The organism is Acinetobacter sp. AG1, from assembly GCF_001005525.1.
Taxonomy (GTDB): domain Bacteria; phylum Pseudomonadota; class Gammaproteobacteria; order Pseudomonadales; family Moraxellaceae; genus Acinetobacter; species Acinetobacter modestus.
The window spans coordinates 1-25,009 of sequence record NZ_LBMZ01000098.1; the positions used below are offsets into that span (position 1 = coordinate 1).

Annotated in this window: 28 protein-coding genes; 21 read left to right on the forward strand and 7 right to left on the reverse strand. The window is 38.3% G+C overall.

Going from position 1 to position 25,009, the window contains the following annotated elements; translation table 11 throughout:
* The 7 genes from AAV96_RS18430 to AAV96_RS05050 all read left to right on the forward strand — a co-directional run.
* Window positions 1-1,322, forward strand: a 1,322-nt coding sequence (locus AAV96_RS18430; RefSeq protein ID WP_046738520.1) for a hypothetical protein, incomplete at its 5' end; no start/stop codon positions are given.
* Between the two features lie 180 nt (window positions 1,323-1,502).
* Window positions 1,503-1,700 carry a hypothetical protein gene (locus AAV96_RS05025; RefSeq protein ID WP_046738521.1) on the forward strand — a complete coding sequence of 66 codons (198 nt, stop codon included), beginning with the start codon at window positions 1,503-1,505 and terminating at the stop codon, window positions 1,698-1,700.
* 169 nt (window positions 1,701-1,869) lie between these two features.
* The gene (locus AAV96_RS05030) at window positions 1,870-2,190 is read left to right on the forward strand and encodes a hypothetical protein (RefSeq protein WP_046738552.1); all 321 of its coding nucleotides are present in this window, start codon (window positions 1,870-1,872) and stop codon (window positions 2,188-2,190) included.
* A 10-nt stretch (window positions 2,191-2,200) separates the two neighbouring features.
* Window positions 2,201-3,271, forward strand: a complete 1,071-nt coding sequence (locus AAV96_RS05035) for an ATP-binding protein (RefSeq protein WP_046738522.1) — start codon at window positions 2,201-2,203, stop codon at window positions 3,269-3,271.
* Window positions 3,272-3,411: 140 nt separating this feature from the next.
* Complete coding sequence (locus AAV96_RS05040; protein ID WP_004661607.1) at window positions 3,412-3,678, forward strand: DNA-binding protein; 267 nt, start codon at window positions 3,412-3,414, stop codon at window positions 3,676-3,678.
* Window positions 3,679-4,225: 547 nt separating this feature from the next.
* Entirely contained in the window at window positions 4,226-4,771 is a 546-nt protein-coding gene (locus AAV96_RS05045; protein ID WP_046738523.1) for a 1-acyl-sn-glycerol-3-phosphate acyltransferase, read from the forward strand.
* A gap of 142 nt (window positions 4,772-4,913) precedes the next feature.
* Window positions 4,914-5,663 (forward strand): YebC/PmpR family DNA-binding transcriptional regulator, encoded by a 750-nt coding sequence (locus AAV96_RS05050; RefSeq protein ID WP_004661603.1) that lies wholly within the window; start codon window positions 4,914-4,916, stop codon window positions 5,661-5,663.
* A gap of 43 nt (window positions 5,664-5,706) precedes the next feature.
* On the opposite strand, the gene AAV96_RS05055 is transcribed toward AAV96_RS05050, so the two are convergent.
* Window positions 5,707-6,177, reverse strand: a complete 471-nt coding sequence (locus tag AAV96_RS05055) for an Lrp/AsnC family transcriptional regulator (RefSeq protein ID WP_004661600.1) — start codon at window positions 6,175-6,177, stop codon at window positions 5,707-5,709.
* A gap of 456 nt (window positions 6,178-6,633) precedes the next feature.
* A complete protein-coding gene (locus tag AAV96_RS05060) occupies window positions 6,634-7,404 on the reverse strand; it encodes a glutathione S-transferase family protein (protein WP_004661598.1) in 771 nt (256 codons plus the stop codon).
* 358 nt (window positions 7,405-7,762) lie between these two features.
* On the opposite strand from AAV96_RS05060, the gene AAV96_RS05065 reads away from it, so the two are divergent.
* The 8 genes from AAV96_RS05065 to AAV96_RS05100 all read left to right on the forward strand — a co-directional run bounded on the left by AAV96_RS05065 (window position 7,763) and on the right by AAV96_RS05100 (window position 16,256).
* A complete protein-coding gene (locus tag AAV96_RS05065) occupies window positions 7,763-8,974 on the forward strand; it encodes an SfnB family sulfur acquisition oxidoreductase (RefSeq protein WP_046738524.1) in 1,212 nt (403 codons plus the stop codon).
* A 10-nt stretch (window positions 8,975-8,984) separates the two neighbouring features.
* Window positions 8,985-10,208 (forward strand): SfnB family sulfur acquisition oxidoreductase, encoded by a 1,224-nt coding sequence (locus AAV96_RS05070; RefSeq protein WP_046738525.1) that lies wholly within the window; start codon window positions 8,985-8,987, stop codon window positions 10,206-10,208.
* Window positions 10,208-11,620 carry an LLM class flavin-dependent oxidoreductase gene (locus AAV96_RS05075; RefSeq protein ID WP_046738526.1) on the forward strand — a complete coding sequence of 471 codons (1,413 nt, stop codon included), beginning with the start codon at window positions 10,208-10,210 and terminating at the stop codon, window positions 11,618-11,620. The genes AAV96_RS05070 and AAV96_RS05075 overlap by 1 nt, the downstream gene beginning before the upstream one ends.
* Before the next feature lie 27 nt (window positions 11,621-11,647).
* A complete protein-coding gene (locus AAV96_RS05080; RefSeq protein WP_046738527.1) occupies window positions 11,648-12,478 on the forward strand; it encodes a MetQ/NlpA family ABC transporter substrate-binding protein in 831 nt (276 codons plus the stop codon).
* An 11-nt stretch (window positions 12,479-12,489) separates the two neighbouring features.
* Window positions 12,490-13,560, forward strand: a complete 1,071-nt coding sequence (locus AAV96_RS05085) for a methionine ABC transporter ATP-binding protein (RefSeq protein WP_046738528.1) — start codon at window positions 12,490-12,492, stop codon at window positions 13,558-13,560.
* A complete protein-coding gene (locus AAV96_RS05090; protein WP_046738529.1) occupies window positions 13,541-14,200 on the forward strand; it encodes a methionine ABC transporter permease in 660 nt (219 codons plus the stop codon). Before AAV96_RS05085 ends, AAV96_RS05090 begins: the two co-directional genes overlap by 20 nt.
* A 99-nt stretch (window positions 14,201-14,299) precedes the next feature.
* Window positions 14,300-15,391, forward strand: coding sequence for a redox-regulated ATPase YchF (ychF, locus tag AAV96_RS05095; protein ID WP_004661588.1), 1,092 nt, complete (start codon window positions 14,300-14,302; stop codon window positions 15,389-15,391).
* A 19-nt stretch (window positions 15,392-15,410) separates the two neighbouring features.
* Window positions 15,411-16,256: a GGDEF domain-containing protein gene (locus AAV96_RS05100; protein WP_046738530.1), complete on the forward strand. Its 846-nt coding sequence runs from the start codon at window positions 15,411-15,413 to the stop codon at window positions 16,254-16,256.
* On the opposite strand, the gene AAV96_RS05105 is transcribed toward AAV96_RS05100, so the two are convergent.
* On the reverse strand, window positions 16,249-16,575 hold the full coding sequence (locus tag AAV96_RS05105) for a helix-turn-helix domain-containing protein (RefSeq protein ID WP_413772441.1): 327 nt from the start codon (window positions 16,573-16,575) through the stop codon (window positions 16,249-16,251). The two genes, AAV96_RS05100 and AAV96_RS05105, sit on opposite strands and share 8 nt — an antisense overlap.
* Here AAV96_RS05105 and AAV96_RS17920 point away from each other — a divergent pair.
* A complete protein-coding gene (locus tag AAV96_RS17920) occupies window positions 16,499-16,660 on the forward strand; it encodes an alpha/beta fold hydrolase (RefSeq protein ID WP_227505824.1) in 162 nt (53 codons plus the stop codon). The two genes, AAV96_RS05105 and AAV96_RS17920, sit on opposite strands and share 77 nt — an antisense overlap.
* Window positions 16,661-16,688: 28 nt before the next feature.
* Here the strand turns inward: AAV96_RS17920 and AAV96_RS05110 are convergent, their stop codons facing one another.
* Both AAV96_RS05110 and AAV96_RS05115 read right to left on the reverse strand, forming a co-directional pair.
* A complete protein-coding gene (locus tag AAV96_RS05110; RefSeq protein ID WP_046738532.1) occupies window positions 16,689-17,264 on the reverse strand; it encodes a hypothetical protein in 576 nt (191 codons plus the stop codon).
* 132 nt (window positions 17,265-17,396) lie between these two features.
* Window positions 17,397-17,930 carry a DUF962 domain-containing protein gene (locus AAV96_RS05115; protein WP_046738533.1) on the reverse strand — a complete coding sequence of 178 codons (534 nt, stop codon included), beginning with the start codon at window positions 17,928-17,930 and terminating at the stop codon, window positions 17,397-17,399.
* 106 nt (window positions 17,931-18,036) lie between these two features.
* Between AAV96_RS05115 and AAV96_RS05120 the strand changes: the two genes are divergently transcribed.
* Both AAV96_RS05120 and AAV96_RS05125 read left to right on the forward strand, forming a co-directional pair.
* A complete protein-coding gene (locus tag AAV96_RS05120; RefSeq protein ID WP_046738534.1) occupies window positions 18,037-18,741 on the forward strand; it encodes a Crp/Fnr family transcriptional regulator in 705 nt (234 codons plus the stop codon).
* 211 nt (window positions 18,742-18,952) lie between these two features.
* Entirely contained in the window at window positions 18,953-19,237 is a 285-nt protein-coding gene (locus tag AAV96_RS05125; protein ID WP_034601257.1) for a hypothetical protein, read from the forward strand.
* Window positions 19,238-19,350: 113 nt separating this feature from the next.
* Here AAV96_RS05125 and AAV96_RS05130 read toward each other — a convergent pair whose 3' ends face one another.
* Window positions 19,351-19,854 (reverse strand): hypothetical protein, encoded by a 504-nt coding sequence (locus tag AAV96_RS05130; RefSeq protein WP_046738535.1) that lies wholly within the window; start codon window positions 19,852-19,854, stop codon window positions 19,351-19,353.
* Window positions 19,855-19,863: 9 nt separating this feature from the next.
* Window positions 19,864-20,328, reverse strand: coding sequence for a hypothetical protein (locus tag AAV96_RS05135; RefSeq protein WP_046738536.1), 465 nt, complete (start codon window positions 20,326-20,328; stop codon window positions 19,864-19,866).
* A gap of 194 nt (window positions 20,329-20,522) precedes the next feature.
* On the opposite strand from AAV96_RS05135, the gene AAV96_RS05140 reads away from it, so the two are divergent.
* The 3 genes from AAV96_RS05140 to glnD all read left to right on the forward strand — a co-directional run bounded on the left by AAV96_RS05140 (window position 20,523) and on the right by glnD (window position 24,938).
* On the forward strand, window positions 20,523-20,912 hold the full coding sequence (locus AAV96_RS05140; RefSeq protein ID WP_046738537.1) for a tautomerase family protein: 390 nt from the start codon (window positions 20,523-20,525) through the stop codon (window positions 20,910-20,912).
* Between the two features lie 120 nt (window positions 20,913-21,032).
* Complete coding sequence (purT, locus tag AAV96_RS05145) at window positions 21,033-22,250, forward strand: formate-dependent phosphoribosylglycinamide formyltransferase (protein WP_171249120.1); 1,218 nt, start codon at window positions 21,033-21,035, stop codon at window positions 22,248-22,250.
* Window positions 22,251-22,274: 24 nt separating this feature from the next.
* Window positions 22,275-24,938 (forward strand): [protein-PII] uridylyltransferase, encoded by a 2,664-nt coding sequence (glnD, locus tag AAV96_RS05150; protein WP_005215553.1) that lies wholly within the window; start codon window positions 22,275-22,277, stop codon window positions 24,936-24,938.
* Window positions 24,939-25,009 lie beyond the last annotated feature (71 nt).

Consider the following 25,009-nt stretch of genomic DNA (forward strand, 5'->3'; position numbering starts at 1 on the left):
AAAAATTAAACAATATATTGAATTTTAATATTCTACTAAAAAATAGTAAAGCAAAAAAACTTTCCATGGTCCCACCTGCTTATTATTTTTCTTCTACATATATTGAACAAATGCATGGTTGGAATGAAATTTGGAATTCATTTAATAACCTAGGTCAATTTGATAAAAGAAATAGATTTGAATTATCAAAATATTTATGTGGCATTTTAAATAAAGATTATTATGAAAACAAAGAAGAGCAAAACTCGTACACACTAAAAAATATTGATATAAATAAAACAATTAGCGAACGTAATCTAGTAATTGATTATTTTAAGCAATCAGAAAGTTTAGATTCAAAAAATCAAATTCAAGATAAAATCTTTGAAACTTCCAGATCTGTTATTGATACTGAAAATAAAATTATTAATAAAAAAAATGATTACATCCAGATTTCTTCCCGAATTGCTGCAATTGAAAATGAAATAAATATTGTACAGTTAGCACTTGGTGAAATTGAATTAGACTATGAATTTTCGATTGAAAATATTGAAACTACTTCTATTCTTTGTCCGACTTGTGGTGTTGAACACAAAAACAACTTAGTAAATAGATTTTCATTAATAAATGATGAGAATAAGCTTTTAAAAAAATTAGAAAATCTTAATCTAGAAAAAAAAGGACTATTAGCCTCCAGTTATAAAATTAGTAATCAAATAACCTATTTGTATGAAAACATCGAAAATGCTTATTCAAAAAATAGTTTCAAAGAATACTTTAACAACTACTTTGTTAATAATTCTCTTTTACCCGAGTTGAACGAAAAAGTATTTAAAGATAATTCTAAAATAAAAAGCAACACAGAAGAAATAAGAAAAATCGGAAGAAAAAACAAGAAAATTGAAACTATTAATTTAAAAAACACCGAAGAAGAAATTGTTAGTTATTTTAACAGTTTATGTTCAGAACTCGATATAAAAATGTATTTAAAAGATAATCTATACGATATATTGAATTATAATAGTGGAGGTGCAAATCAAATTAAGGCAATGTTAGCAAAGAGACTTACTATTTTAAATGCAATAAATATGTATGGTGAACCAAGTACACCACCTTTCATTATTGATTCACCTAGACAACAAGATATTGATCCACCTAACTATCATAAAATGTTAGCTATATTGATTAAAAGTACACCAGAAAATGTTCAACTAATAATTGCAGCTGTTCAAAATACTTTTATTGATGAAATTAAAAGTAATTTTGAAGAAATACATTTGGAAGATACGCTTCTAAAACATGATGAATATGATCAAGCAAATTTTCTAATAACTCATAGCTGATCTTACATAAAATTTTCAATCTAAGTTCAAGCCCATCCCAATGATGGGCTTTTTTATGCATTATAAAAAGGTAATAACAACTTGCAATAAATTACCTTTTTGGTAATATTATCTCGTACACAACAAAAAAGCCCCTTCACTTTGGACGGAGACGGGGCTTTGCATTACAGCGAGATAAGTATGAAACAAAAGCCTATATCCAGTCAAACGTCAAACCGTTTAAATCAACACCCTACTGCTGCTGATCTACATGTCAGTACGCTTGAAATCATCAAAGCCAATCTAAAAGATGCGCTAAAACTATTCCCTATTCTACTGGTAGTTTTACTGCTTTGGGCTGTCCTCACCTTTGTCGTTTTCGGCATGTTTGGAGGATAAGCACATGACACATTTATCAACTGCGCATCGTAAAACTAAGCCTTATACACCATCACATATAAGCAAAAAACAACCGACAAGTTACGGCGTACAACGACTTGAAAGCCCTGTAAATACTGGGGTTTCAGCATCATATCAACAGGATACAACCAGTAAAATGGAGCCTGTCATGCAAACTAAAAGCTATAACACCCCATTCGCAGAATTCATTAAACGTGATGAATCTGGACGCTATCAGGTTCGCTTAGGGCCACAAATATTCTCAACCAACTACAAGTTGACTGACATCCGTATCGAGTCAGTACAAGGCAGCTTACCTGCAAGCGATCAGCTACTCAAAGCCAAACCGTGGATTCTTCGCAATCTAAAAGAAATCGTAACGAAACAACGTAAAAAAGAACGTGCGGTAATGTTCTCAAAAGAATGCTTCCAACGCACACCATATAGCGCAAATCAACGTATTGCATACCACAACGCAAAGTCGAATTAAGGATTAGATCATGACAGTATTCTTTAAAAAGGCTGAGCGTAAAAATGCAAAATTACGCTTGGCGATTGCTGGTCCTACAGGTTCAGGAAAAACATTTACAGCCTTATTACTTGCCAAAGGTATTGGCGGTCGTATCGCTGTCGCTGACACAGAAAATAGTAGTGCTGAACTCTACGATGATTTGGTTGAATTTGAACATGCCAACATTCAACCACCCTACACACCTGAAAAATTTATCTCAGTGATTAAAGCGGCTGAGAATGCAGGCTTTGATACATTAATTTTAGACAGCATCACACATGAATGGTCTGGCGTTGGCGGCTGTTTGGAAATGGTTGATCACCTTGCATCCACACTATTTAAAAATAATTCTTGGGGTGCTTGGAGTCAGGTAACACCTCAACACCGTAAATTTATTGATGCAATGCTTCAATCCAGTATCAATATTATCGTAACCATGCGCTCAAAAATGGAAACCATTCAAACCAATAACAATGGCAAAAAGAAAGTCGAAAAAATTGGGATGAAAGCAGAACAGCGTGATGGCATCGAATATGAATTTTCTACGGTACTGGATCTGACACATGACAATATTGCGGTTGCGACAAAAGACCGTACTCGCCTGTTTTTAGAACCACGCCAGTTAAATGAAAGTGACGGCGTTCTACTTAAACAATGGTTGCTCTCTGGATCTGCCAATGCGTGTATCAATGGAAATCAATATTTAGAGCTTGAGCACTTAATGCAAGAAGCAGGCATTGATATAGAGAAATACTGCATCAAACGTGGCTTTAATAGTCTGCATGATGTTCAACAACAAAAGTTTGATGAAACCTGCGCAGGTATTCAAGCCATCATTGAGCGGAACAAACAAGCTCATCAGGCAAATGAGAAACAACTACAAACGGAATCTGATTCACGCTTAGAGAATGACTACAAACTTGCTCTGCAAGATATTCAGAAAGCGCCAAACATTAATGCACTTAATAGACCTGCTGAATATTTCAGAGGGTCGAAATACGAACAAAATATTTTAAATGCCTGCCAAGCAAAGTCAGACATGGAGGGATGGTCAGCATGAGATTTAAATATTCCACCCTCACCCGAACACTGACTGTGTTCGGGGGCAACATGACTCATATTTATGACAACGTGAATGAGTCGGAAGTGACAGATCTGCTGGCCAATGCCAAGTTTAAAGAATCGATTTGGAGAAGTTAGATGTCACGCTTAACTAAATTAGATCGTATGTCACCAGAAGAAAAAACAGCCGAATCGAACCGCTTCTGGGCAGCTAATGATTCAGCTCAATTTCCACCTGAGACGGTTGCGATCGTGCTAGGTCTATCTTTATCTTGGTTGCAGAACAAAAGAACGAATGGTGGTGGTATCCCCTTTTTCAAACCCAATGGACGAAAGATCATCTATTACTTGAAAGCAGATGTAATTGATTACATTAACAAGAATAAGCTTAAACATACGGCGTAAAGGGGTTTTATACCCCTTTAAATTTATATCATAAATAGACTTTTCGAGTAGACCGTGAGTAGACCCGAAAAGTAGACTCAGAGTAGACTTTAGAAAAATTGCGATAGATTGTTAAATGTTGCGAAAAGTAGTAAATATGGATAATAGTGCAATTAAAACAGTAATTTAAGAGTGGAATTTGTTGCAAAAAGTGGTGAGGTGTTGCTATAAATTTTATTAGATTTTTTAATTATGAGTCCGCTGCTCTAACCAACTGAGCTATAGGCCCTAAACTTTGATCATATACCTGATATGAAAAATGCGACTAGATCTTAGTTAAATTTAACTTAAATTACAAGCAGATGATTTTATCAAATTACTAAAATAATGTTAAAAATCATAAACTGAGCTGATTCTATATGATCTTTACGGCTTGAGTAAAGATCATATAGCACTATTTTGATCATTAATAAGACATCTAAATTTATTTTGATCTGGTATTTTCGGATATGTATTTTCCTGAAAAGTCGTATTACACTGCTGCGACTCAAAACCTACGATGATAAACATGAGAAAAATTTTAGGAAAATCTATTTTTAAAGCAACAGGTTGGGAATACAAGGTTGATCCAACCATTTTAGAAAAGAAACAAATCATTATTGGATTTGAGCATACCTCAAACCTAGATACAATCCTCTCTCTGGCTTTATTTGAAATTTTAGAATTAAAAATACATACACTGATAAAAAAAGAACTATTCAAAGGTCCTCTCAAGCCTATTTTAGAAAAACTTGGTGGTATTCCTGTTGATCGGAAAGCCAACAAAGATATCGTGACTCAAATGGTTGATCTATTTAATCAAAATGATAATTTTAATTTGGTTATAGCCCCTGAAGCGACACGAGCAAAAGATGGTGAAGCGCGAAAACCAATTCGCACTGGTTTTTGGCATATTGCAAAAGCAGCTAACGTACCTATTATTTTGATGTATGCCAATGCACGCACAAAACAAGGTGGTATTTTAGGAAAAATCTATCCTACAGATTTACATAAAGATTTGGAACAAATCAAAGCTCTTTATGCCGAATATGATATTGATGTAAAAATTAACTAAATAGTCTGAACTATCTGATCATTTTTTGATGCTTAATCAAAATTTTAAATTTTGAATATGAGCTATGGCAGTTTTCAAGAAAACTATCGCTATGCTAATATTCACGCACTTTTTTGAGTTTTAATTTTTTGGAGTTACTTCCATGGCGGGTCATTCTAAATGGGCCAATATTAAGCATCGTAAAGCTAAACAAGATGCAAGTCGCGGTAAAGTTTTTACCAAATATATCCGTGAAATCGTAACCGCTTCTAGATTGGGCGGCCCAGATGCGGCGAGTAACCCTCGTTTACGTGCTGTTGTTGAAAAAGCACTTTCAGTGAATATGACACGCGACACGATTAATCGTGCAATTCAACGCGGCGCTGGCGGTGATGATAATGATGATTTAAAAGAAGTAACCTATGAAGGTTATGGCGTTGGTGGTGTTGCGGTTATCGTTGAAACCATGACAGACAACTTAAACCGTACTGTTCCAGATGTTCGCCATTGTTTTTCTAAAACCAATGGTAACTTGGGAACCAACGGTTCGGTGGCTTACCTGTTCACAAAACGTGGCGAAATTTCTTTTGAAGATGTTTCTTTAGAAGACAAAATCATGGAAGTTGCTTTAGAGGCAGGTGCTGATGACATCGAAATTGATGAAGATAGCATCTTAGTCATTACTAGCCCAGAAAGCTTTGGTGATGTTCAAGATGCACTTACCGCGGCAGGATTAAAATCTGACAATGCTGAAGTTGTGATGAGCCCATCGACTAAAGCTGAAATCAATGATATTGATCAAGCCAAACAAATCATGAAAATGATTGATATGCTTGAAGATCTTGATGATGTTCAAAACGTTTATACCAATGTTGAATTCTCTGAAGATGTATTAACGCAACTTGATGCTTAATTCATTCAGATCAGTAAAAAATGCATCTTTTTAGATGCATTTTTTATAACTTATTTAACAGTTTATAGCAGTTAAATACATTGTATTCTTTGATTACAAAACTAGAATGTAGTGCAACTACGCTGTCAATTTTACCAATACGGCGTAATAGAATTTCACTATAGTCATCCATATTGCGTGCCACTAATTCCAAAATAAAATCGGCACTCTGCCCCGTCACAAGAAAGGCATTGGTGACTTCTGGAATATCTTCGATTTCTTGCAGAAATTTATCAAAGGTTTCACTGTCATGTTTACTCAAAGAAACCTGTAAAAGAATATGTAAGCTAAAGCCGAGCTTATTAAAATTAATTTCTCGTTTGAGCTGTCCCATTACTTGGGATTCAATCAGGTTTTTAATGCGGCGATGTACCGAACTCACTGAAAGATTAATACGCTCTGAAAGCTCATTTAGATTGACATCTTCATGGGTCAAAATTTCAAGAATTTGTTTATCAAAACGATCCAATTCCATTCTACAGTTCTCACTCTGAATTTATGCTTTTATCGGAACTGCTCACTCAGTAATTTTTAAGGGTCAAGGGAAAACATTCGTTTAACTTTTGACGATGCTGCATGGATAACGCAAACATGATTCCGATAAACTTTTGGTTTATCTTTGTCTCAAAGCCGAAACAAGACCTTTTGAGCAACTGTTCAACTCATCTCCCAATAGTGAACAACTCGTTTCGATCCCTATCACACCCTGAAACATAAGATAGCAAAGCCTTTTTATAATTATTTCCCTCTTTTCAGTTTTTTTAAAGTAAATTTGGCAATAATTTCTAATATTTTCTGCTTAAAACGAATTTTCTTTTAATAATTAATTTTATTCACCGATAATTTTTTACTTTATTGACTATTTTGCTCTTTTCTTTCTCATAAAAAAGCCCCGATTACTTTCAATCAGGGCTTTGTCCATCAACAAATCTTATAAACCGCGCCAATCAACCCGTGCATTACGTTCAGTCGCATAAATACGCTGTACATATTGTCCAAGCGGTAAATCTAATAGATAGTCATGATATTCCTTTAATTCACCCGTGAATTGTTCAATATCATCATTTTCCAATTCCCACGGCGTACCTTTAATCACGAGTAAAGGTGCAAGAATTGAACAAACTGCTATATCAGCTAAACCTAGACGATCGCCAACCAAATAACGCCCTTGATTATCAATCAAGCGCTGATTGAGGTCAGTAATCAACTCGGTCATTCTCAATTTAGATTTTGCGACTTTCTCAGGATTTAACTTATAGTTTGAAGAAACTAAACTCTTTAAAATTGGTTTAGAAATTTTTTCAAACTGGCGTAAATAGCCTTGCTCACCCATCATAATTTCGAGTGGATGATCGCCAACAGATAATGCTTGCGCCAATGACCAACGTCGGACATGTACACCCAACTCACCCGATAATTTATCAATTTCTAAAGCTTGCTCACGTAACTGTTCATCACGTCTCAATAATGCATGTTCAGGATAAGTACTATCAAGATATAAAGCGATTTGTGTTGAATCAGCAACCCAGCGCTTATCATCTTTCAACATCGGCAATAGATATTGCCCAGATTTAAGATAGGTAAATGCGCGGTGAAAACCAGGAATTAAATTATGTGCCACATAGTCCAATTCCTTATGATCTAACAACCAGCGAGCTTTTTCACAATAATGAGACAAAGGAAATTGGTATAAAACCCGCATAAACTCTCCAAATTTATTTTTCTACTCGATCAAACCTAATGTTTGCTCTACTTTAGAAGTAAAAATGAATGATTACAATGTCGTTTTCGCTCTATCTTTTTTAATTTCGGCTAAATTTCTTTATATGTTTTTTGGTTGTAATTATTACTTTATTTCATAGAAATATTCTTTCTTGCATCATCATTAAATTCAAAATAATCACAAGTTATTGTTTTTTAATATCATTCAATATCTATTTTTACATTAATTTTCTCATAATAAATGCTTAACAATTATTATGATATCTAAACCAAAACTGATGGTTTAGTGGAAAAGTAAAACTTTTGTAAAGTTCCTCTTATCTATTAGAGGTGCTCACATGTCCAGTAATCAATCAGTGATTCAAGCTAAAACCCAACTGATTTCAAATGATCAGCAGGCCATTAATGCTGCCTATCAAGTTGCTGACTTTGCATTAGAAGAACGAAATAAACGAGACCAAAATCGTATTTTGCCAATCGAACAAATCAATCAGTTCAGTCAAAAAGGCTTAGGCGGTATTCGTATTCCAAAACAATATGGAGGTGCTTTTGTCTCCAATCGGACCTTGGCCCATGTATTTCGTATTTTAACTAAAGCCGATGCCAATGTCGGACAAATTCCACAAAACCAATTCGGCCTTTTAAATTTTATTAATATCACAGGTTCAGATGCACAAAAACAGTTTATCTATACTGAAATTCTTGCAGGTAAACGTATCGCCAATGGTGGGCCAGAGAAAAACTCGAGAGACACCAAAGCCATTCAAACCACGTTAAGGTTAGAAAATGGGCAATACTTTTTAAATGGAGAAAAGTTTTACTCCACAGGAACCAGCTTTGCAGACTGGTTAGCGATCCGCGCACTACATCCTGAAGGTTATACCGTATTGGTAATCGTTGATCGTCATGCCGAAGGCGTAGAAGTGATTAATGACTGGAATGGCTTTGGGCAACGGACTACAGCCAGTGGCACAGTTAAATTAAACAATGTTGAAGTTGATCCTGCTCTATTTTTTGATGAGCGCATTATTGCCGATACTCCCAATGTGCGCGGTGCGTATTCTCAGCTCTTACAAGTCGCCATTGATGTCGGTATTGCCGAAGCAGCCTTTGATGACAGCTTATCCAGCATTCGTAAAGCCCGCCCAATTATAGATTCAGGTGTAGAAAAAGCCAGTGAAGAGCATTACACCCTACAAGAAGTTGGCAAACTCAATATCTTGCTCGATGCAGCGATTTTATTACTGGATGATGCTGCCGAATATCTGGATGAACTTGATCAAATCGCTGAGATTTCTGCCGAGCAAGCCGCGCGTGCTTCTATTTTAGTAGCAGAAGCAAAGATCTATGCCAATGATGCTGCCCTGCATATCTCAGAGAAGCTACTCGAACTTGGTGGCAGCCGTGCCAGTCTGAGCCAACATAATCTCGATCAACACTGGCGCAATGCCCGTGTACATACCTTACATGATCCTGTGCGTTGGAAATTCCATGCCATCGGTGACTATTACCTCAATGGTACGCACCCTGCCCGCCATGCTTGGATTTAAGGAGTAAATCATGACCTCATACCAAGAATTACAAGGTTTTGCCAAAACCCATATTAAAGCAGCGCATATCATTCAAAGTGATGCAGAAGCACTGGACATTGCCACGCAACTCAGCCAACAGTTTAAACAAGCAGCGGTTGAACGCGATGCCAATCGAAACTTGCCATTTACTGAAATCGAAAGCTATAGCCAATCTGGTTTATGGGCGATTACCGTACCTAAACAGTATGGTGGTGCAGAGGTTTCCAGCCTCACTGTTGCCAAAGTCATTGCGCTGTTTAGCGGTGCGGATGGTTCGATTGGACAAATTCCACAAAATCACTTCTATGCATTGGAAGTATTGCGTAATACAGGCACAGAAGCGCAAAAGAAACGTCTCTATCAAGAAGTCTTACATGGTGCACGCTTTGGTAATGCGCTGGCTGAATTTAAAACCCGCACCTCAGCACATAAGCAAACTACCTTAATTCCAAGCGAAAACGGTTATCTCATTCAAGGAGAAAAGTTTTATTGCACAGGCAGCTTGTTTGCACATCGTATTCCAACCTTAGTAGTTGATGAAACGGGTAATGAGTTTCTGGCTTTTGTACAACGCGACAGTCAAGGACTTGAGCTGATTGATGACTGGTCTGGTTTTGGGCAACGCACCACGGGCAGCGGCACAGTTAAGTTTAATCAGGTCTTTGTTGCCAAAGAGGATGTGATTCCTTTTGATACTGCCTTTAAGCAACTGTCTTTAGTTGGCCCCTTTGCCCAGATCATGCATGCTGCGATTGAAGTCGGCATTGCCCGTGCTGCCTTTGAAGAAACACTGGAACATGTGCGTGTGGCGCGTCCTTGGATTGATGCCAATATTGAATCTGCGACGCAAGACCCCTTAACCCTATCAGAGCTGGGACGTGTCGCAACCGATGTCAAAGCCAGTGAACTTTTACTGAAACAAGCAGCTCGATCTGTAGATATCGCCAAACAGGATCTCAATGCGGAAACTTTAGCCAAAGCCTCAATTGATGTGGCCAAAGTGCGTGCGCATAGTACCGAAACAGCATTAAAAGCCTCATCAAAACTGATTGAGTTGGCAGGTAGTCGTGGCAGTCAACGTGCCGATGGTCTGGATCGACATTGGCGTAATGCACGGGTTCATACCCTGCACGATGCTGCACGTTGGAAATATTACTTCATCGGTAATTTTGTGTTGAATGGCATTCTGCCACCGCGTCGGGGGACATTGTAATGGGTCAAAATCTCCCGAAGAAAATTTTACTGAATGCCTTTGATATGAATTGTGTCGGTCATATCAATCATGGTTTGTGGACGCATCCTCGTGATCAATCACATCGCTTTAATGAACTGAGTTATTGGACTGAGTTAGCCCAAACGCTGGAGCAAGGTCTATTTGATGGTTTATTTTTGGCGGATATTACAGGGGTTTATGATGTCTATCAAAATGGGATTGATCTGACCCTAAAAGAGTCCATTCAACTGCCTAGCCATGACCCTTCTACCCTGATTTCGGCAATGGCCTTGGTCACACAAAATTTAAGCTTTGGTGTCACGGTCAATTTGAGCTATGAACAGCCCTATCAATTTGCACGGCGTTTTGCCAGTTTGGATCATTTAACTCAAGGTCGTTTAGGCTGGAATATCGTGACAGGCTATTTAGATAGTGCCGAACGTTTGATTGGGCAAAAAGGTTTAAAAGATCATGATGCGCGTTATGATCAGGCCGAGGAATTTTTACAGCTTTGCTATCAATACTGGGAAGGCTCTTGGGAAAATGACGCCTTAAAGAAAGATAAGCAACAGCGTATTTTTACCGATCCAAATAAAGTCCACTCGATCAATCATCAAGGCCAATATTACCAAAGCCAAGGGGTGTTTCAGGTTGCGCCTTCGGTTCAACGTACCCCAACACTCTTCCAAGCAGGTGCATCACCGAAAGGACTACAGTTTGCCACACGTCATGCGGAATGTATCTTTATTGGTGGTGATCAGCCTGAAAAAATTCGTCAGCAAGTTGATAAGATACGACTACAAGCACAGCAGCAAGGTCGAGATGAAGATGCGATTAAAATCTTTGTCGGCATTACCGTCGTTGTGGCTGAAACACATGAACTTGCTCAACAGAAACTGGCTGAATATCGCCAATATGCCAGCCCAGAAGCAGGTTTAGCCCATTATGCAAGTTCCGTCGGTATTGACCTTGCCAAGTTTGCAGATGATGAAGCGATTCCTTATCAAAAGAGCAATAGCATTGCCTCAGTCAATGAGAAGTTTAAAGAACAGCGCATCAGTAAGAATGACTTAAAAGCACAGCATGTTTTGGGTGGACGTTATCCGCTGATTGTCGGGAGTGCTACGGAAGTTGCGGAATATCTGATTGAGTTACTCGATCAAACCGGTATCGATGGTTTTAACCTGACTCGTACCGTTGCTCCAGAATCACACCATGATTTCATTCGACTGGTGATTCCAGAGTTACAGCAACGTGGACGTTATAAAACTGAATATGCAACGGGCTCACTGCGGAACAAACTGTTTGCTCAAGGCGATCATTTAGCCGCAAGCCACCCTGCTGATCAGTTCCGATGTAGAACGCATAACAACGCAGATGAGCGAAAAATAATTGAAGAAATTAGTGCTTAACATTTAAGAAAAGAATTGGAGAAATATATGGCTCAAACAGCCTCTAAAAAATGGTTGGGTATTGGCCTTGTCGTTGTTGTCGCAATTATTGCCTTATTGATTTGGAATAAACAAAGACACAGTAACAACAGTGAACTGGTGATTGGGATTAGTCCCTCTTTTGCACGCCCCTTACAAGTCGCTGCGGATGAAGCCAAACAGCAGGGTTTAAATGTCAAATTGGTCGAGTTTTCCGATTGGAATACGCCGAACATTACACTAAATCATGGTGATATTGATGCGAACTTTTTCCAGCATCAGCCCTTCTTGGACAATGCCATTAAAGAAACAGGCTTTAAATTAAAATCATTTGCGGCAGGTGCAGCATCGCATGTCGGACTGTATTCAAAAAAATATAAAAACTTTGATGAACTGCCAAATGGTGCAACAGTTGCCATTCCGAATGATCCTGTGAATCAAGGTCGTGCTTTATTGTTGTTGCAACAAGCCAAGCTGATTGAACTGAAAGACAGCAATAATCACCTTTCTGCACTGAAAGACATTACAGCGAATCCGAAGAACTTGAAATTTACCGAAGTTGAAGGCCCACAAACTGCACGTGCCATTGATGATGTTGATCTGGCGTTTGGCTATCCACATTACTTACGCTTGGCCAAAACGGCTGATCCTGAAAGTGCCTTATTGTTTGATGACAATACCAATAAGCGTTATGCGATTTTATTTGTGGTGCGTGATGATTATCAGGATAAAGACAGCAAACTACAGAAATTTGTCGAGATTTATCAAAACTCACCGAAAGTCAAAGCAGCCTTGGATAGCGATTTTGGTCCAACGTTGTGGTTCCCAGGCTGGAAATAAGGAGAACGATAATGGTGAGTTTTGGTTCACAAGTTGATTTTTCAGTTCCACATCTGAAAATCCGTGGTTTAAATAAGTTTTATGAGGTACAGGGCCAACGCTTACATGCATTAAAAGACATTAATGTGGATATTCCTAAAGCACAGATTGTCGGGATTATCGGAAAAAGTGGTGCAGGTAAATCCTCCCTGCTGCGTACCTTAAATGGTCTGGAGTCGATTGATACAGGCAGTATTTTGATTCATCAGCACAATATTGCTGAACTCAGTCATGCCGAGTTGATTAAAACTCGGCAGAAAATTGGCATGATTTTTCAGCATTTTAATTTAATGTCTGCAAAAACCGTATGGGAAAATGTGGCATTGCCGTTGCGCATTGCAGGTTATGACAAAGCTGATATAGAACAACGGGTCAATGATGTACTGACGCTGGTTGGCTTAGAGGCAAAGCAACATGATTACCCTGCTCAACTTTCTGGTGGGCAGAAACAACGTGTCGGTATTGCGCGTGCCTTGGTTTCTCAACCTGAAATCCTGCTCTGTGATGAGGCGACCTCAGCACTGGACCCTGAAAGCACCGCTAATATTTTGGCCTTACTCAAACAGATTAATCAAGATTTGGGATTAACTATCGTTTTGATCACCCATGAAATGCAGGTTATCCAAGAGATTTGCGATCAGGTGATTGTAATTGATCAAGGTGAAATTGTTGAAGCTGGGCAAGTCTGGTCGGTATTTTCCAATCCACAACAACAGATCACTCAGGAATTACTCAATTTTGAGCAGGTAAATTTACCTTTTGAACTGAGCCCAACCATTCTGCCTGAGAGTACCCATCAGATTTTAAAGCTGAAATATGTCAGTGAGTCGAAATCGGTGCCTGATCTATATGAACTACTGGATGGATTTAACAGTCCAGTTCAGGTCTATCACAGTCAGATAGATACCATTCAACAGCGAACCATTGGTTCACTGGTGATTGGAATTCGTAATCTCGACTTTGATCTAAACCACTCACAATCTGAAAAACATCCTGCAATAACACAACTTGAGGTGATCGGTTATGTACAATCAACTCATTGATCTATTACTCACAGGTACGACCGATACTTTAATCATGGTCGGTGTCTCTGCGATTCTCGCCTTTTTGATTGGTCTGCCAATTGCCTTGATTCTGGTCAGTACCGCAGATTTTGGGATTTATCCTTCAAAGAAAATTAATCAGCCTTTGGGCTGGGTCATTAACATCACTCGCTCCGTGCCCTTCTTGATTTTAATGGTTGCTTTGATTCCATTTACCCGTTGGATCGTCGGCACCAGTTATGGGGTCTTGGCTGCGATTGTGCCCTTAACCATCGCCGCAATTCCGTTCTTCGCCCGTATTGCCGAAGTCAGCCTACGTGAAGTCGATCAAGGTCTGATTGAAGCAGCACAAGCGATGGGCTGTAATCGTAAACAGATTCTTTGGCATGTATTGCTTCCTGAAGCTTTACCGGGGATTGTCGCAGGTTTTACCGTGACCATTGTCACCATGATCAGTTCCTCTGCCATCGCAGGTGCGATTGGTGCAGGTGGACTCGGTGATATTGCCTATCGTTACGGCTATCAACGTTTTGATATGGAAGTCATGCTGGCGGTAATTTTAGTGCTGATTGTTTTGGTGATGTTGGTACAAGTCACAGGCGATAATATTGCCAAACAACTGGATAAACGCAAAGTTTAAGTCCCAAATAAAAATCCGCACGCGCCATGACCTGACTTTGTCATGGCTTTCATGTAAAATCAGCAGCAATTTTTAAATAACACATTTGTGAGTGGTTTCATGGGTTTTAATTGCGGTATTGTTGGTCTGCCAAACGTAGGTAAATCTACATTATTTAATGCATTAACAAAGGCAGCGATTGCGGCTGAAAACTTTCCGTTCTGTACCATTGAACCAAACACAGGCATTGTCCCTGTTCCAGATCCACGTCTAGATAAACTTACAGCGATTGTTAAACCGCAACGTGTTATTCCAACTACGATGGAATTTGTTGATATCGCAGGTTTGGTTGCTGGTGCATCTAAAGGTGAAGGTTTGGGTAACCAATTCCTTGCCAACATCCGTGAAACTGATGCAATTGCACACGTAGTACGTTGTTTTGAAGATGAAAACGTGATTCACGTAAATGGTAAAATTGATCCATTAGATGACATCGCAACTATTAACACTGAACTTGCTCTTGCTGATCTTGATACCGTTGCAAAAGCATTATTACGCTTAACTAAAGCGGCGAAAGGTGGCGATAAAGACGCGATTGCAACCAAAGCAGCTTTAGAAAAAATTCAACCATTATTAGATGAAGGCAAACCAGCACGTGCCGCTGACCTTTCTGATGACGAACGTAAAGCGGTTCGCGGTTTTGGTTTAATGACACTTAAACCAACCATGTATATTGCTAACGTTGCAGAAGATGGTTTTGAAAATAATCCACACCTTGATGCAGTAAAAAAACTTGCTGCTGAAGAAAATGCGATTGTTGTACCACTTTGCAACCAGATCGAAGCTGAAATTTCATTATTAGAAGATGAAGATCGCGCTGAATTCTTGGAAGCGATGGGCATGGAAGAACCAGGCTTAAACGTCGTGATTCGTGCAGGTTATAGCTTACTTGGCTTACAAACTTACTTCACTGCGGGCGTACAAGAAGTTCGTGCTTGGACGGTTAAAGTTGGTGCGACTGCGCCACAAGCGGCTGGTGTGATTCATACTGACTTCGAAAAAGGCTTTATCCGTGCTGAATGTGTTGCTTATGATGACTTCATTCAATACAACGGTGAAAGCGGTGCCAAAGAAGCAGGTAAATGGCGTCTAGAAGGTAAAACTTACGTCGTTCAAGACGGTGACGTATTACACTTCCGCTTTAACGTATAATTATTCACATTAAGGCGCTATGGAAAGAACCTTAGAACGATTATTCGCTCATAATCCAGCAATACGACGGTTGTTAATTATACTTATTACCACCGTGCTTGGGATAATTGACTTGGTAACAGGTTATGAATACTCGTTCTCTGTGTTTTACCTACTGCCTGTATCAATTGCAGCATGGTACGACCATGCTAAAGTTACCGTAGTTACAATTTTACTATCAGCAATTACATGGTTATTTGCTGATATTAATGCAGGTCATCTGTATTCAAACCCTATCATTCCCTTTTGGAATACGATCGTTCGTCTAGGTTTGTTCTCAATCGTTGCTTTCTTGCTCATAAATGTTAGAAGAAACTGGCAAGAAATGAAAAATTTAGCAATGAAAGATCAGCTCACCTCTCTCGATAATAGCCGTGCTCTCGATATTGAATATCGTATTTTGCGTAAATTAAACTTTCGTAAACAGTCGCTGTTTGCCGTTGGAATTATTGATCTCGACGGTTTTAAAGCAGTGAATGATACTCATGGACATCATCGTGGTGACGAAGTTTTATTGCAATTTTCACAAGTTCTAAAAAAATCATGTCGTTCTTCAGACATTGTTGCCCGTTTAGGTGGTGATGAGTTTGCAATTATTTTATTAGATATTGATGAAACCCAAGCATATCTTTGTGATCATCACTTACGAACATCATTTGCAGAAAGTGGCTTAAATCAAAAATATGGCGTCGATTTTAGTATGGGTTTAGCCATTTTATCTGAATTGCCAGAAAACCTAGAAGATGCAACCAAGACAGCAGATCAGCTCATGTATCAATCAAAATCTTTAGGTAAATCACAAACCACGATTCAATCATTTATTTGACCCATTGCGTTGGTGTACAAGCTGTGATCTTTTTAAATATTCGAATAAAGAAACTCACATTTTCATAGCCCACTTCATAAGCAATTTGCTGAATATTCATATCTGTGTTTAATAATAACTTCTTGGCTTTATCAACTCTCACCTGTTGCAAATATTGATTGGGAGAAATCTGCGTCGCCAATTGAAAACGCCGTTTTAAATTCCGCTCACTAAAATTAAATTGCTGGGCCAGATCGGCAATCTTGTTTTCTGCAGCACATGGCAGCTTAGCGCAACCTGAACGATTAGCCCAATATGCGGATGCAGAATTACATTTGATTGAAGCATGTGGGCATGTTCCCCATCGAGAAAAACCGCAACTGATTGTTCAAACCATCAGGGAATTTGTTGCAATCTACACATAAAATGACACTAAAAATCAGTCATCTCATCTTACTGATTTTTTAATAATTTCTGTAATTGTTTAGTCACATGCGCTCTTGCCTTCTTCTGTTTAAAAATCGTCGGGATATGTAACAAAAAGAAAGAGTGGCGATATTTTTTATGATCACGTAAATCTTCTTGTAAATAATCATAGAGATCTATCGCCGCTTCAAGATGAAATGCCCATAGCGCTTGTTGTCTATACATCACCACATAATAGGCATCATTCGGCCAATTCAGTTCATGTTTTTGACGACAATCACAAGATTCACACACCACTCCGCCTTTATTCATTGAAGAATAAGGCACAGACCATTTTTGTACATCATAGGTCTCAGGTAAATCGCGAATCTGCTGAAGATCAACCGATAAATTAGGATAGTAAAAAGCAGCATTCCAATAACCACCACAACTATCCTGAAAACGCTGATATTCAAAATCTGGATGTTGCTGAAAATAATCGATGTCTTTTTTGAGCTGAATCTTAGCAAATCGAGCAAATTCAAAATTCGCTTTGCGCTGACATGATGGACATTTAATGCTTAACTTGTGCGGTAGTGACCAATATTCGTAAAGTCCTGTCATTTGCTTTTAAATATAAATCTTGGGTTAAAGGCCATTCAGCATAACAAGCTGATCGCACATTTTAAATAATCTATTTATTGCAATAAAAAACCGAAATCTAAATGATCTCGGTTCTTTTAAAATTATCTGGGCTTAAGATGCAGTTTGGACTTTCATATCCATTGCGGCACGTTTGCTTTCCGCTTCTTTCAAAATACGTTGATGTAATGGTTTACGGAAACCCAGTAAGAATACGAACTCAGCTAAAACGAACAATGGACCAATTGCCAAACCAATCAGATCATCAACAAATGCAGGTTTTTTCTTTTCAAAATAATGTCCTACAAACTGAAAAACCCAGCCTACAACAAAAATACCAACACTTGCACCTAACCAACTCCACATGGATAAAGCCGCAACTTTTAAAGCTAGAGGATAAGCCAACACCAATAAGATCAGCATCAATGCACCAAACAACTTATCAAGTGTAAGATAATAAATACTACTTAAAACAATCAGTATCATAGCTAAGGTTATAGAGAAACCAGAGATTTCTATACCTGCTCGTGCGGTTAAACATAAGATAGAGAAAACGATTAAAGGAATGCCTACAAAATGAGTCATAATATTATTTCGATCTAAATGGTAAGCAGCATACTGACTGAGTTGTCGTTCCAAATTTGTCATTGCTCATTCCTCATATATTTAGTTTATGCTGTTAATCTATAAGAAATGAGTATGTGAAATTGTCATATAGTTGACAAATGGATTTATTTTTAACAAAGGAAATGTTGTGTTAGATGCAATTTATATTAAACATTTACATCAAAATGCTTGGTTCAGTCACCTAGATTTACCATTTAAAAACTTCATAATCGAGCACGGAAAAAAATATAACATAGAAAAAAATGCTGCCGTATTTCACGCTCAAGACCCTTTTGATGGTGTTTATGGTGTGCTTGAAGGATCGATTAGTTTGGGATACATTGATGTGAATGGGAATGAAGCAATTGCTGCGATTGCTGAACCCGTTATGTGGTTTGGAGAAATTTCTCTTATTGACCAGCAACCACGCTCTCATGATGCTATTGCACTCAAGAAAAGTGTCGTTTTACAAATTCCAGCACAACCACTTAAAGCATTTCTACTGCAAAATCCCTATTACTGGTATTACTTTGCTTTGCTTACCAGTCAAAAACTCCGTTATGTCTTTTTAGAACAAATTGCAATTCAGACTCAAAGTATCAGCCAGCGTCTTGCACAACGTTTATTATTTATTCTTGAAGGCTATGGCAATCGCTCTTGTATCCAAGATTTCAATATTCAAATTTCACAAGATCAACTTGCTAATATGCTAACAATCTCAAGACAAACCGTTAATCAAGAATTAAATCTATTTGAAAAACAAGGAATCATACAACTTGGTTTTAAAAAAATTGAGGTGATTGATATTGAAAAGTTAAAGAAAGTCGCTGCTGTCGGTTATCTAAAGCAATAAAGTGTTACGGCGATAGTATGATCTTATTTAGAAAATTAGATCATCTATTATGCAATATCCACTTAATCTTAAACATAAATTAAAAGATAAACTCTCGCTATAAAACACTACGCTTCCATTTAAATTATTCACAAAATCATTCTGCTTTGTTGTTAAAAACTCGTCTAAATTAATCCTAAGCACTATCGCTTACCTGATTCAGATGACAATTATGAAAAAAGTCGCAACAATTCTAACAGCAGGCTTGTTCACCGTATTAAGCGCAAGTGCATTTGCCTGCCCGAAAGGAACTCAATTACAGGGTGGCACAGGACCAAATCATAAAGGTGGCAAGTGCGTAGCAGCAAATGTCGTAAAAACCAAAAAAGAAACCACGAAAGCAAAAGATACAATGAAACATGACACCATGAAAATGTCATCGGACACTAAAAAAGCAGCAACGACATCAACCACACAAATCAAGCAGGAAGCCGCAAAAACAGGAAAAACGTCATAACCCAAACTCATGATAGCTTTAACCAGCTGAAGCGAGATTTATCATCTCGCTTTTTTATTGAAATCACATCATTTTTAAGCTTAAAATTAGAATAAATTCCAAATTAGATGACTTCAATGTAAAGCTTTGACAAATTTCATTTTTTTCACAATTTTGTTTGCCTGACGAAATTGTTCATTGGTAGGCAAACGATCATCAACCAAGAAAAACCATAATTTTTGATCTGAAATAGGTCTATAAATCCCTTGTATAACCTTCGCTGGCTGTCCATCAATCATGATGCCTAAACCAATTAATTGATTAAATAGACCTTGATCTTGACTTGCTATATTCCTGTTGACCAACTGATTATACTTTTTCTGAGCAGAAGCTGAAATTTCGATTTCAACCACTGCCCTACCTTCAACAAGAATAGCCTTGGCATTCACTAGCTCATTGGCAGTAAAGAAGGGCGACAGGCTAACAAATCTAAATGAACTATCATTTAAAAAATGTACAGGCTTCGTATTCGGCATTTTCACCTGATACGTAAGATGAAAATCTACTTGGGCATAACTGGTGTTTATTCCCAACAGACCAAATAGAATCAAGAAAACGGATAAGATACGAAGATACATTTTTCACTCTTATTTAGGTGAGGTATTGCCTAAAGCTGGATTATCAATTGCATCTTTACACTGTGCCTTGTCTCGTTCGTAGTCAGCTTGCTTTTGCGTTGACGAACTCACATTATCTTTGACATCTCTTGCCCAAGTATCCAGACTGGTTAATGCTTTACGGCATAGCGCATATTTTCCTTCAGTCACAGAATCCGTCATTTTGACATTAATTCGCCAATCGGTACTGAGTTGTCGTAATGGTTTTCTGACTTTATCTTCGATCTCAGCAGATTGTTTATTGTATACAATTGGATCAATTTCATTAATGAGCTTCCAAGCAGCTTGTGCGTAACTTGTTGCATCATTATTAAGTTTGGGAGCTGCTTTAATTTCCACTTTTTTTTCTGGCTGATTGCTTGAATGATCACATGCAGTCAATAAAAGGCTGCTAAACAACATTATTGTCGCTACATGAGTTTTTGTATTAAACATATCAAATCGCCAATGGAACATTTGCGCATTATGCTAGTCAATTCAGCAACAATACTCAATCGTTGTTACTTATTTATCCCATAGAACAATCTACGTTCTAAAGAATTGATTTAATGCCAATATCATTTAAAGTGGTGAAATAAAAATATCATGTGAATCAAAATTTCTAATCTTAATTTTGGAATAACTTATTTATGTCTCAAATCAAAATTTATGCACTACATCAAACGATTCAACAATTTAGAAGTCAATTGTCAGATGCTATTCACCAAGCACTGGTCACAAGCCTCGATTATCCTGTAGAAAAAAAGTTTCAGCGCTTTATTGCTTTAGCCCCAGAAGATTTTATATATCCAAATGATCGCAGTGAAGAATATTTGATTATTGAAATTTCAATGTTTGAGGGGCGAACAACTTCGGCAAAAAAACAATTCATTCAATCAATTTTTTCTAATATTCAGCAGCAATGTGGTATTTCCCCACAAGATATTGAAATTACAATTTTTGAAACCCCAAAATCAAATTGGGGAATCCGTGGTCAAAATGCAGATGAATTACGACTTAACTATCAAGTCAATGTCTAAACAGATCAACACGATGATAAGTCATATTTTTTGTCTAACAAAACCTTGTTTTTTTGTATCAGGCAAGCTTAATTCATCAAAAAGTTCTGCTATGCTTAACCACAAATTACTCAGGATAGGATTACACGCATGAGCGTCACTCTTGGAACTCCACTTCAATCTTCTGCATTTAAGGTTTTACTGTTAGGTTCTGGGGAGCTAGGTAAAGAGGTTGTGATTTCTTTACAACGCTTAGGTGTCGAAGTTCATGCCGCAGATCGTTATGATCATGCACCAGCCATGCAAGTTGCACATTTTTCTTATACATTGAATATGGCTGATCCAACTGAATTAAAACAACTCATTGAAACAATTAAACCCAATTTGATTGTTCCTGAAATTGAGGCGATTGCAACTGAAGTGCTTGTAGAAATTGAACAAAGCCAAACAGCAACCGTTATTCCTTCAGCTAAAGCAGTCAATCTCACAATGAACCGCGAAGGAATTCGTCGTTTAGCTGCTGAAGAACTCGGTCTACCAACATCCGCTTATCGCTTTGCCAGTACTTTAGAAAGTTTCCGCGCGGCATGTGATGACATTGGTTATCCAAACTTTGTAAAGCCAGTGATGTCCTCATCAGGTAAAGGTCAGTCTCGCGTTAAAAGCTTTGATGAAGTTGATGCCGCTTGGGAATATGCGATGCAAGGCGGTCGTGTTAATCAAGGTACAGTGATTATCGAATCACAAATTGATTTTGATTTTGAAATCACCTTATTAACAGTTCGTGCAAAAAATCCTAAGACTGGCGAAATCGAAACCCATTTCTGTGATCCGATTGGACACCGTCAAGATGCGGGTGACTATGTCGAAAGCTGGCAACCTCAACCAATGACTGCTGCTGCCTTACAAGAAGCTAAACGTATCGCACACAAAGCAACAACTGCATTAGGTGGCTGTGGTATCTTTGGTGTAGAGCTATTTATCAAAGGCGATAAAGTTTGGTTCAGTGAAGTTTCCCCTCGCCCACATGATACGGGTCTCGTAACTTTAGCTTCTCAATTCCAAAGCGAATTTGAATTGCATGCCCGTGCTATTTTAGGTTTACCTGTTAATACAGCTCGCCATAGTACTGCGGCAAGTGCCGTGATTTATGCAGGTGTAGATGCGAATAACCTCAGCTTTGATGGCTTGAATCTTGCTTTAGCCAATCCGAATACTGACTTACGTTTATTTGGTAAACCTGAAGGTTTTAAACCTCGCCGTATGGGAGTTGCAACAGCACGGGCTGAAACAACAGACCAAGCACGTGAATTAGCGCAACAAGCTGCTGACCAAGTGAGCGTACACACAAACTCTTAACTTAAATTGAGTAGACCCATTTTCATGATCAATACATCTCCTTTGCTGAACTATGTCACCAGTCATCATGATATTAAAGCCATTAATCAATGGCGAACAGATGTAGAAAAGCAATTACAAGAGAGTTATGAAAATGGGCAAGCTATTCGTGAAGTGATTAAGGCTCGTTCCAACTCAATTGATGAGGCCTTAGTCTTTTTATGGAATCATGCTGAATTAAATAAAACTGAATTAGGTTTATTTGCGGTCGGAGGATATGGTCGTCGCGAAATGCTGCCATATTCCGATACTGACATCATGATTTTATCTGAAGATGAAATCAGTGAAGAACAAGAAAAACTGATCTCAACTTTTATTTCATCCTTATGGGATGTTGGTAATTTTAAACCTGGAATTAGCGTTCGTACGATTCAAAACTGTGTTGAACAAGCAGCAAATGATTTAACTGTTGCTTCAACTTTAATCGAGGCACGTTTAATTACAGGCAATGAACAACTGGCTAAATGGCCACGTCGTATTGTCGCCCAAACATGGACAGATAAAACGTTCTATGATGCCAAAATGGCGGAACAGACCAAGCGCTATGCTCAACACAATAATACTGAAAGCAATTTAGAACCAGATATCAAAAATGCACCTGGCGGTATTCGTGATATTAATCAAATTGGTTGGATTGCCAAACGTCACTTCCGTGTCAATCGTATTTATGATTTAGTTCACTTAGGCTTTATTACTGAATTTGAATTAGGTGTACTGGAAGAAGCTGAAAGTTTCTTATGGGAGATTAGAACCCATTTGCATCGTATCGCAAAACGAGATGAGAATCGCTTATTATTTGAATATCAAAGAGATATAGCAGCAAAATTTGGTTATGTTCGCGAAGAAGGTCAACCTGTGAACTTTGCAGTTGAACAATTCATGAAGCGTTATTATCGAACAGCGCAACAAGTTTCAACACTGAATGAGATGTTACTTGCTTACTTCAATGAATCAGTCATTACTCCTCGTCTGCCAGATTATGAACGCCAAATTATCGACATTAATGACCGCTTTAAAATTGTAGACGGCAAACTCGCTGTTCAGCATCACAAAGTATTTTCTGAAGAACCGAGTGCAATTTTAGAACTATTCTATCTGTTAGCCAATCGACCAGAAATTACAGGTATTCGTGCTCGTACCTTGCGTCTTCTTGTGCTCGCAGCAAAACGAATTGATCAACGTTTCAGGGATAATCCAGAACATCAAGCATTATTCATGTCAATTATTCGCTCGCCGCATTTATATGACACGATGGTGGCGATGAAACGTTATGGTGTACTAGGGAACTACATTCCTTCGTTTGGACAGATTACAGGATTAATGCAGTACGATCTGTTCCATATCTACACAGTAGATGCACATACGTTGTTATTGCTCAGAAACTTAAGTCGCTTTAAAGAACCTGAATTCGCTAAAGAATTCCCAGTGGTGAGTTCAGTATTCCAACGTATTGCGCGTCACGATATTGTCTATATGGCAGCAATTTTCCATGATATTGCGAAAGGTCGTGGCGGTGATCATAGTGAATTAGGGGCATTAGATGCCATCGAGTTCTGTCGCACGCATGGTTTTACTGAACGTGAATGTAAACTTGTAGCATGGTTGATTAACAATCATCTACTCATGTCCCTTACTGCACAGAAAAAAGATATTTCTGATCCAGATGAAGTCAAAGAGTTTGCCGAAAAAGTCGGTGACATGGAACATTTGGACTATCTATACACTTTAACGGTCGCTGATATTAATGCCACGAATCCTAAACTTTGGAATACGTGGCGTGCTTCCCTTATGCGCCAGTTGTATACCTATGCACGAGATGTTATTCGTTCAGGCTTAGGTCGTCCTGTTGACTATCAAATGTTAATTGAAGACACCAAATTTGCTGCCAGTGAATTATTGGTTAATGACTTCTCTCTCGCTGAAGTCGAAAAAGTTTGGCAAGAACTCGGTGATGAATACTTCGTTAAAGAATCAGCCAATGAAATTGCATGGCATACTCAAGCGATTTTACAGCATGGCGATAACCCAGAGCCTTTGGTTTTATTACGCGCACATCGAAATGCTGCGGATGACGCCGTTCAAATCTTTATTTACACCCGTGATCAACCGAACTTATTTGCAACAACGGTTGCTGTCTTAGACCGCATGAATCTTGATGTTCAAGATGCAAGAATTATTACTGCAACTACATCATTTAGTTTAGATACGTATTTAGTTCTTGATCGTTTTGGTACATTACTGACTGATCCAGAGCGTGAACGCAAAGTCAAAGCTGCGCTTGTAGATGCGCTCAGCCATTCAGATCAATATCCGGGCATTATGCAACGCCGTATTCCACGCCATTTACGTCATTTCGATGTGCAAAACACCGTGGATATCGTACTCAACCCTACTTTACAGCAACATATGGTTGAAATCTCGACACTCGATCAACCTGGTCTATTAGCTCGGATTGGCGCATTGTTTATGCTACAAGGATTGGATATTCACTCTGCTAGAATTGCAACACTGGGTGAAAGAGCAGAAGATATTTTCTTTGTGACCAAGAAAAACGGTATATTACTCACCCATGAAGAGGTGAAAGCTTTTGCGGAAACGCTTAAAGCAGCTTTAGATGAAGCATCGAATCAAATTTGTAATCCATCTTAAAATCCCCTGAATCCCCCTTGGGTATGATGATCATGTCGTATCTTTGGGGACTTATAACGCTTATTTTGGGT

Coding starts and splice junctions, on each gene's coding strand:
- AAV96_RS05080 (WP_046738527.1), top strand. CDS start 11,648: ATGGCTCAAACAGCCTCTAAAAAATGGTTGGGTATTGGCCTTGTCGTT.
- AAV96_RS05035 (WP_046738522.1), top strand. CDS start 2,201: ATGACAGTATTCTTTAAAAAGGCTGAGCGTAAAAATGCAAAATTACGC.
- AAV96_RS05045 (WP_046738523.1), top strand. CDS start 4,226: ATGAGAAAAATTTTAGGAAAATCTATTTTTAAAGCAACAGGTTGGGAA.
- AAV96_RS05090 (WP_046738529.1), top strand. CDS start 13,541: ATGTACAATCAACTCATTGATCTATTACTCACAGGTACGACCGATACT.
- AAV96_RS05110 (WP_046738532.1), bottom strand. CDS start 17,264: ATGACAGGACTTTACGAATATTGGTCACTACCGCACAAGTTAAGCATT.
- glnD (WP_005215553.1), top strand. CDS start 22,275: ATGATCAATACATCTCCTTTGCTGAACTATGTCACCAGTCATCATGAT.
- AAV96_RS05055 (WP_004661600.1), bottom strand. CDS start 6,177: ATGGAATTGGATCGTTTTGATAAACAAATTCTTGAAATTTTGACCCAT.
- ychF (WP_004661588.1), top strand. CDS start 14,300: ATGGGTTTTAATTGCGGTATTGTTGGTCTGCCAAACGTAGGTAAATCT.
- AAV96_RS05140 (WP_046738537.1), top strand. CDS start 20,523: ATGTCTCAAATCAAAATTTATGCACTACATCAAACGATTCAACAATTT.
- AAV96_RS05115 (WP_046738533.1), bottom strand. CDS start 17,930: ATGACAAATTTGGAACGACAACTCAGTCAGTATGCTGCTTACCATTTA.
- AAV96_RS05050 (WP_004661603.1), top strand. CDS start 4,914: ATGGCGGGTCATTCTAAATGGGCCAATATTAAGCATCGTAAAGCTAAA.
- AAV96_RS05130 (WP_046738535.1), bottom strand. CDS start 19,854: ATGTATCTTCGTATCTTATCCGTTTTCTTGATTCTATTTGGTCTGTTG.
- AAV96_RS05025 (WP_046738521.1), top strand. CDS start 1,503: ATGAAACAAAAGCCTATATCCAGTCAAACGTCAAACCGTTTAAATCAA.
- AAV96_RS05040 (WP_004661607.1), top strand. CDS start 3,412: ATGTCACGCTTAACTAAATTAGATCGTATGTCACCAGAAGAAAAAACA.
- AAV96_RS05060 (WP_004661598.1), bottom strand. CDS start 7,404: ATGCGGGTTTTATACCAATTTCCTTTGTCTCATTATTGTGAAAAAGCT.
- AAV96_RS05065 (WP_046738524.1), top strand. CDS start 7,763: ATGTCCAGTAATCAATCAGTGATTCAAGCTAAAACCCAACTGATTTCA.
- AAV96_RS05070 (WP_046738525.1), top strand. CDS start 8,985: ATGACCTCATACCAAGAATTACAAGGTTTTGCCAAAACCCATATTAAA.
- AAV96_RS05125 (WP_034601257.1), top strand. CDS start 18,953: ATGAAAAAAGTCGCAACAATTCTAACAGCAGGCTTGTTCACCGTATTA.
- AAV96_RS05075 (WP_046738526.1), top strand. CDS start 10,208: ATGGGTCAAAATCTCCCGAAGAAAATTTTACTGAATGCCTTTGATATG.
- AAV96_RS05085 (WP_046738528.1), top strand. CDS start 12,490: ATGGTGAGTTTTGGTTCACAAGTTGATTTTTCAGTTCCACATCTGAAA.
- AAV96_RS05135 (WP_046738536.1), bottom strand. CDS start 20,328: ATGTTTAATACAAAAACTCATGTAGCGACAATAATGTTGTTTAGCAGC.
- AAV96_RS05030 (WP_046738552.1), top strand. CDS start 1,870: ATGCAAACTAAAAGCTATAACACCCCATTCGCAGAATTCATTAAACGT.
- AAV96_RS05100 (WP_046738530.1), top strand. CDS start 15,411: ATGGAAAGAACCTTAGAACGATTATTCGCTCATAATCCAGCAATACGA.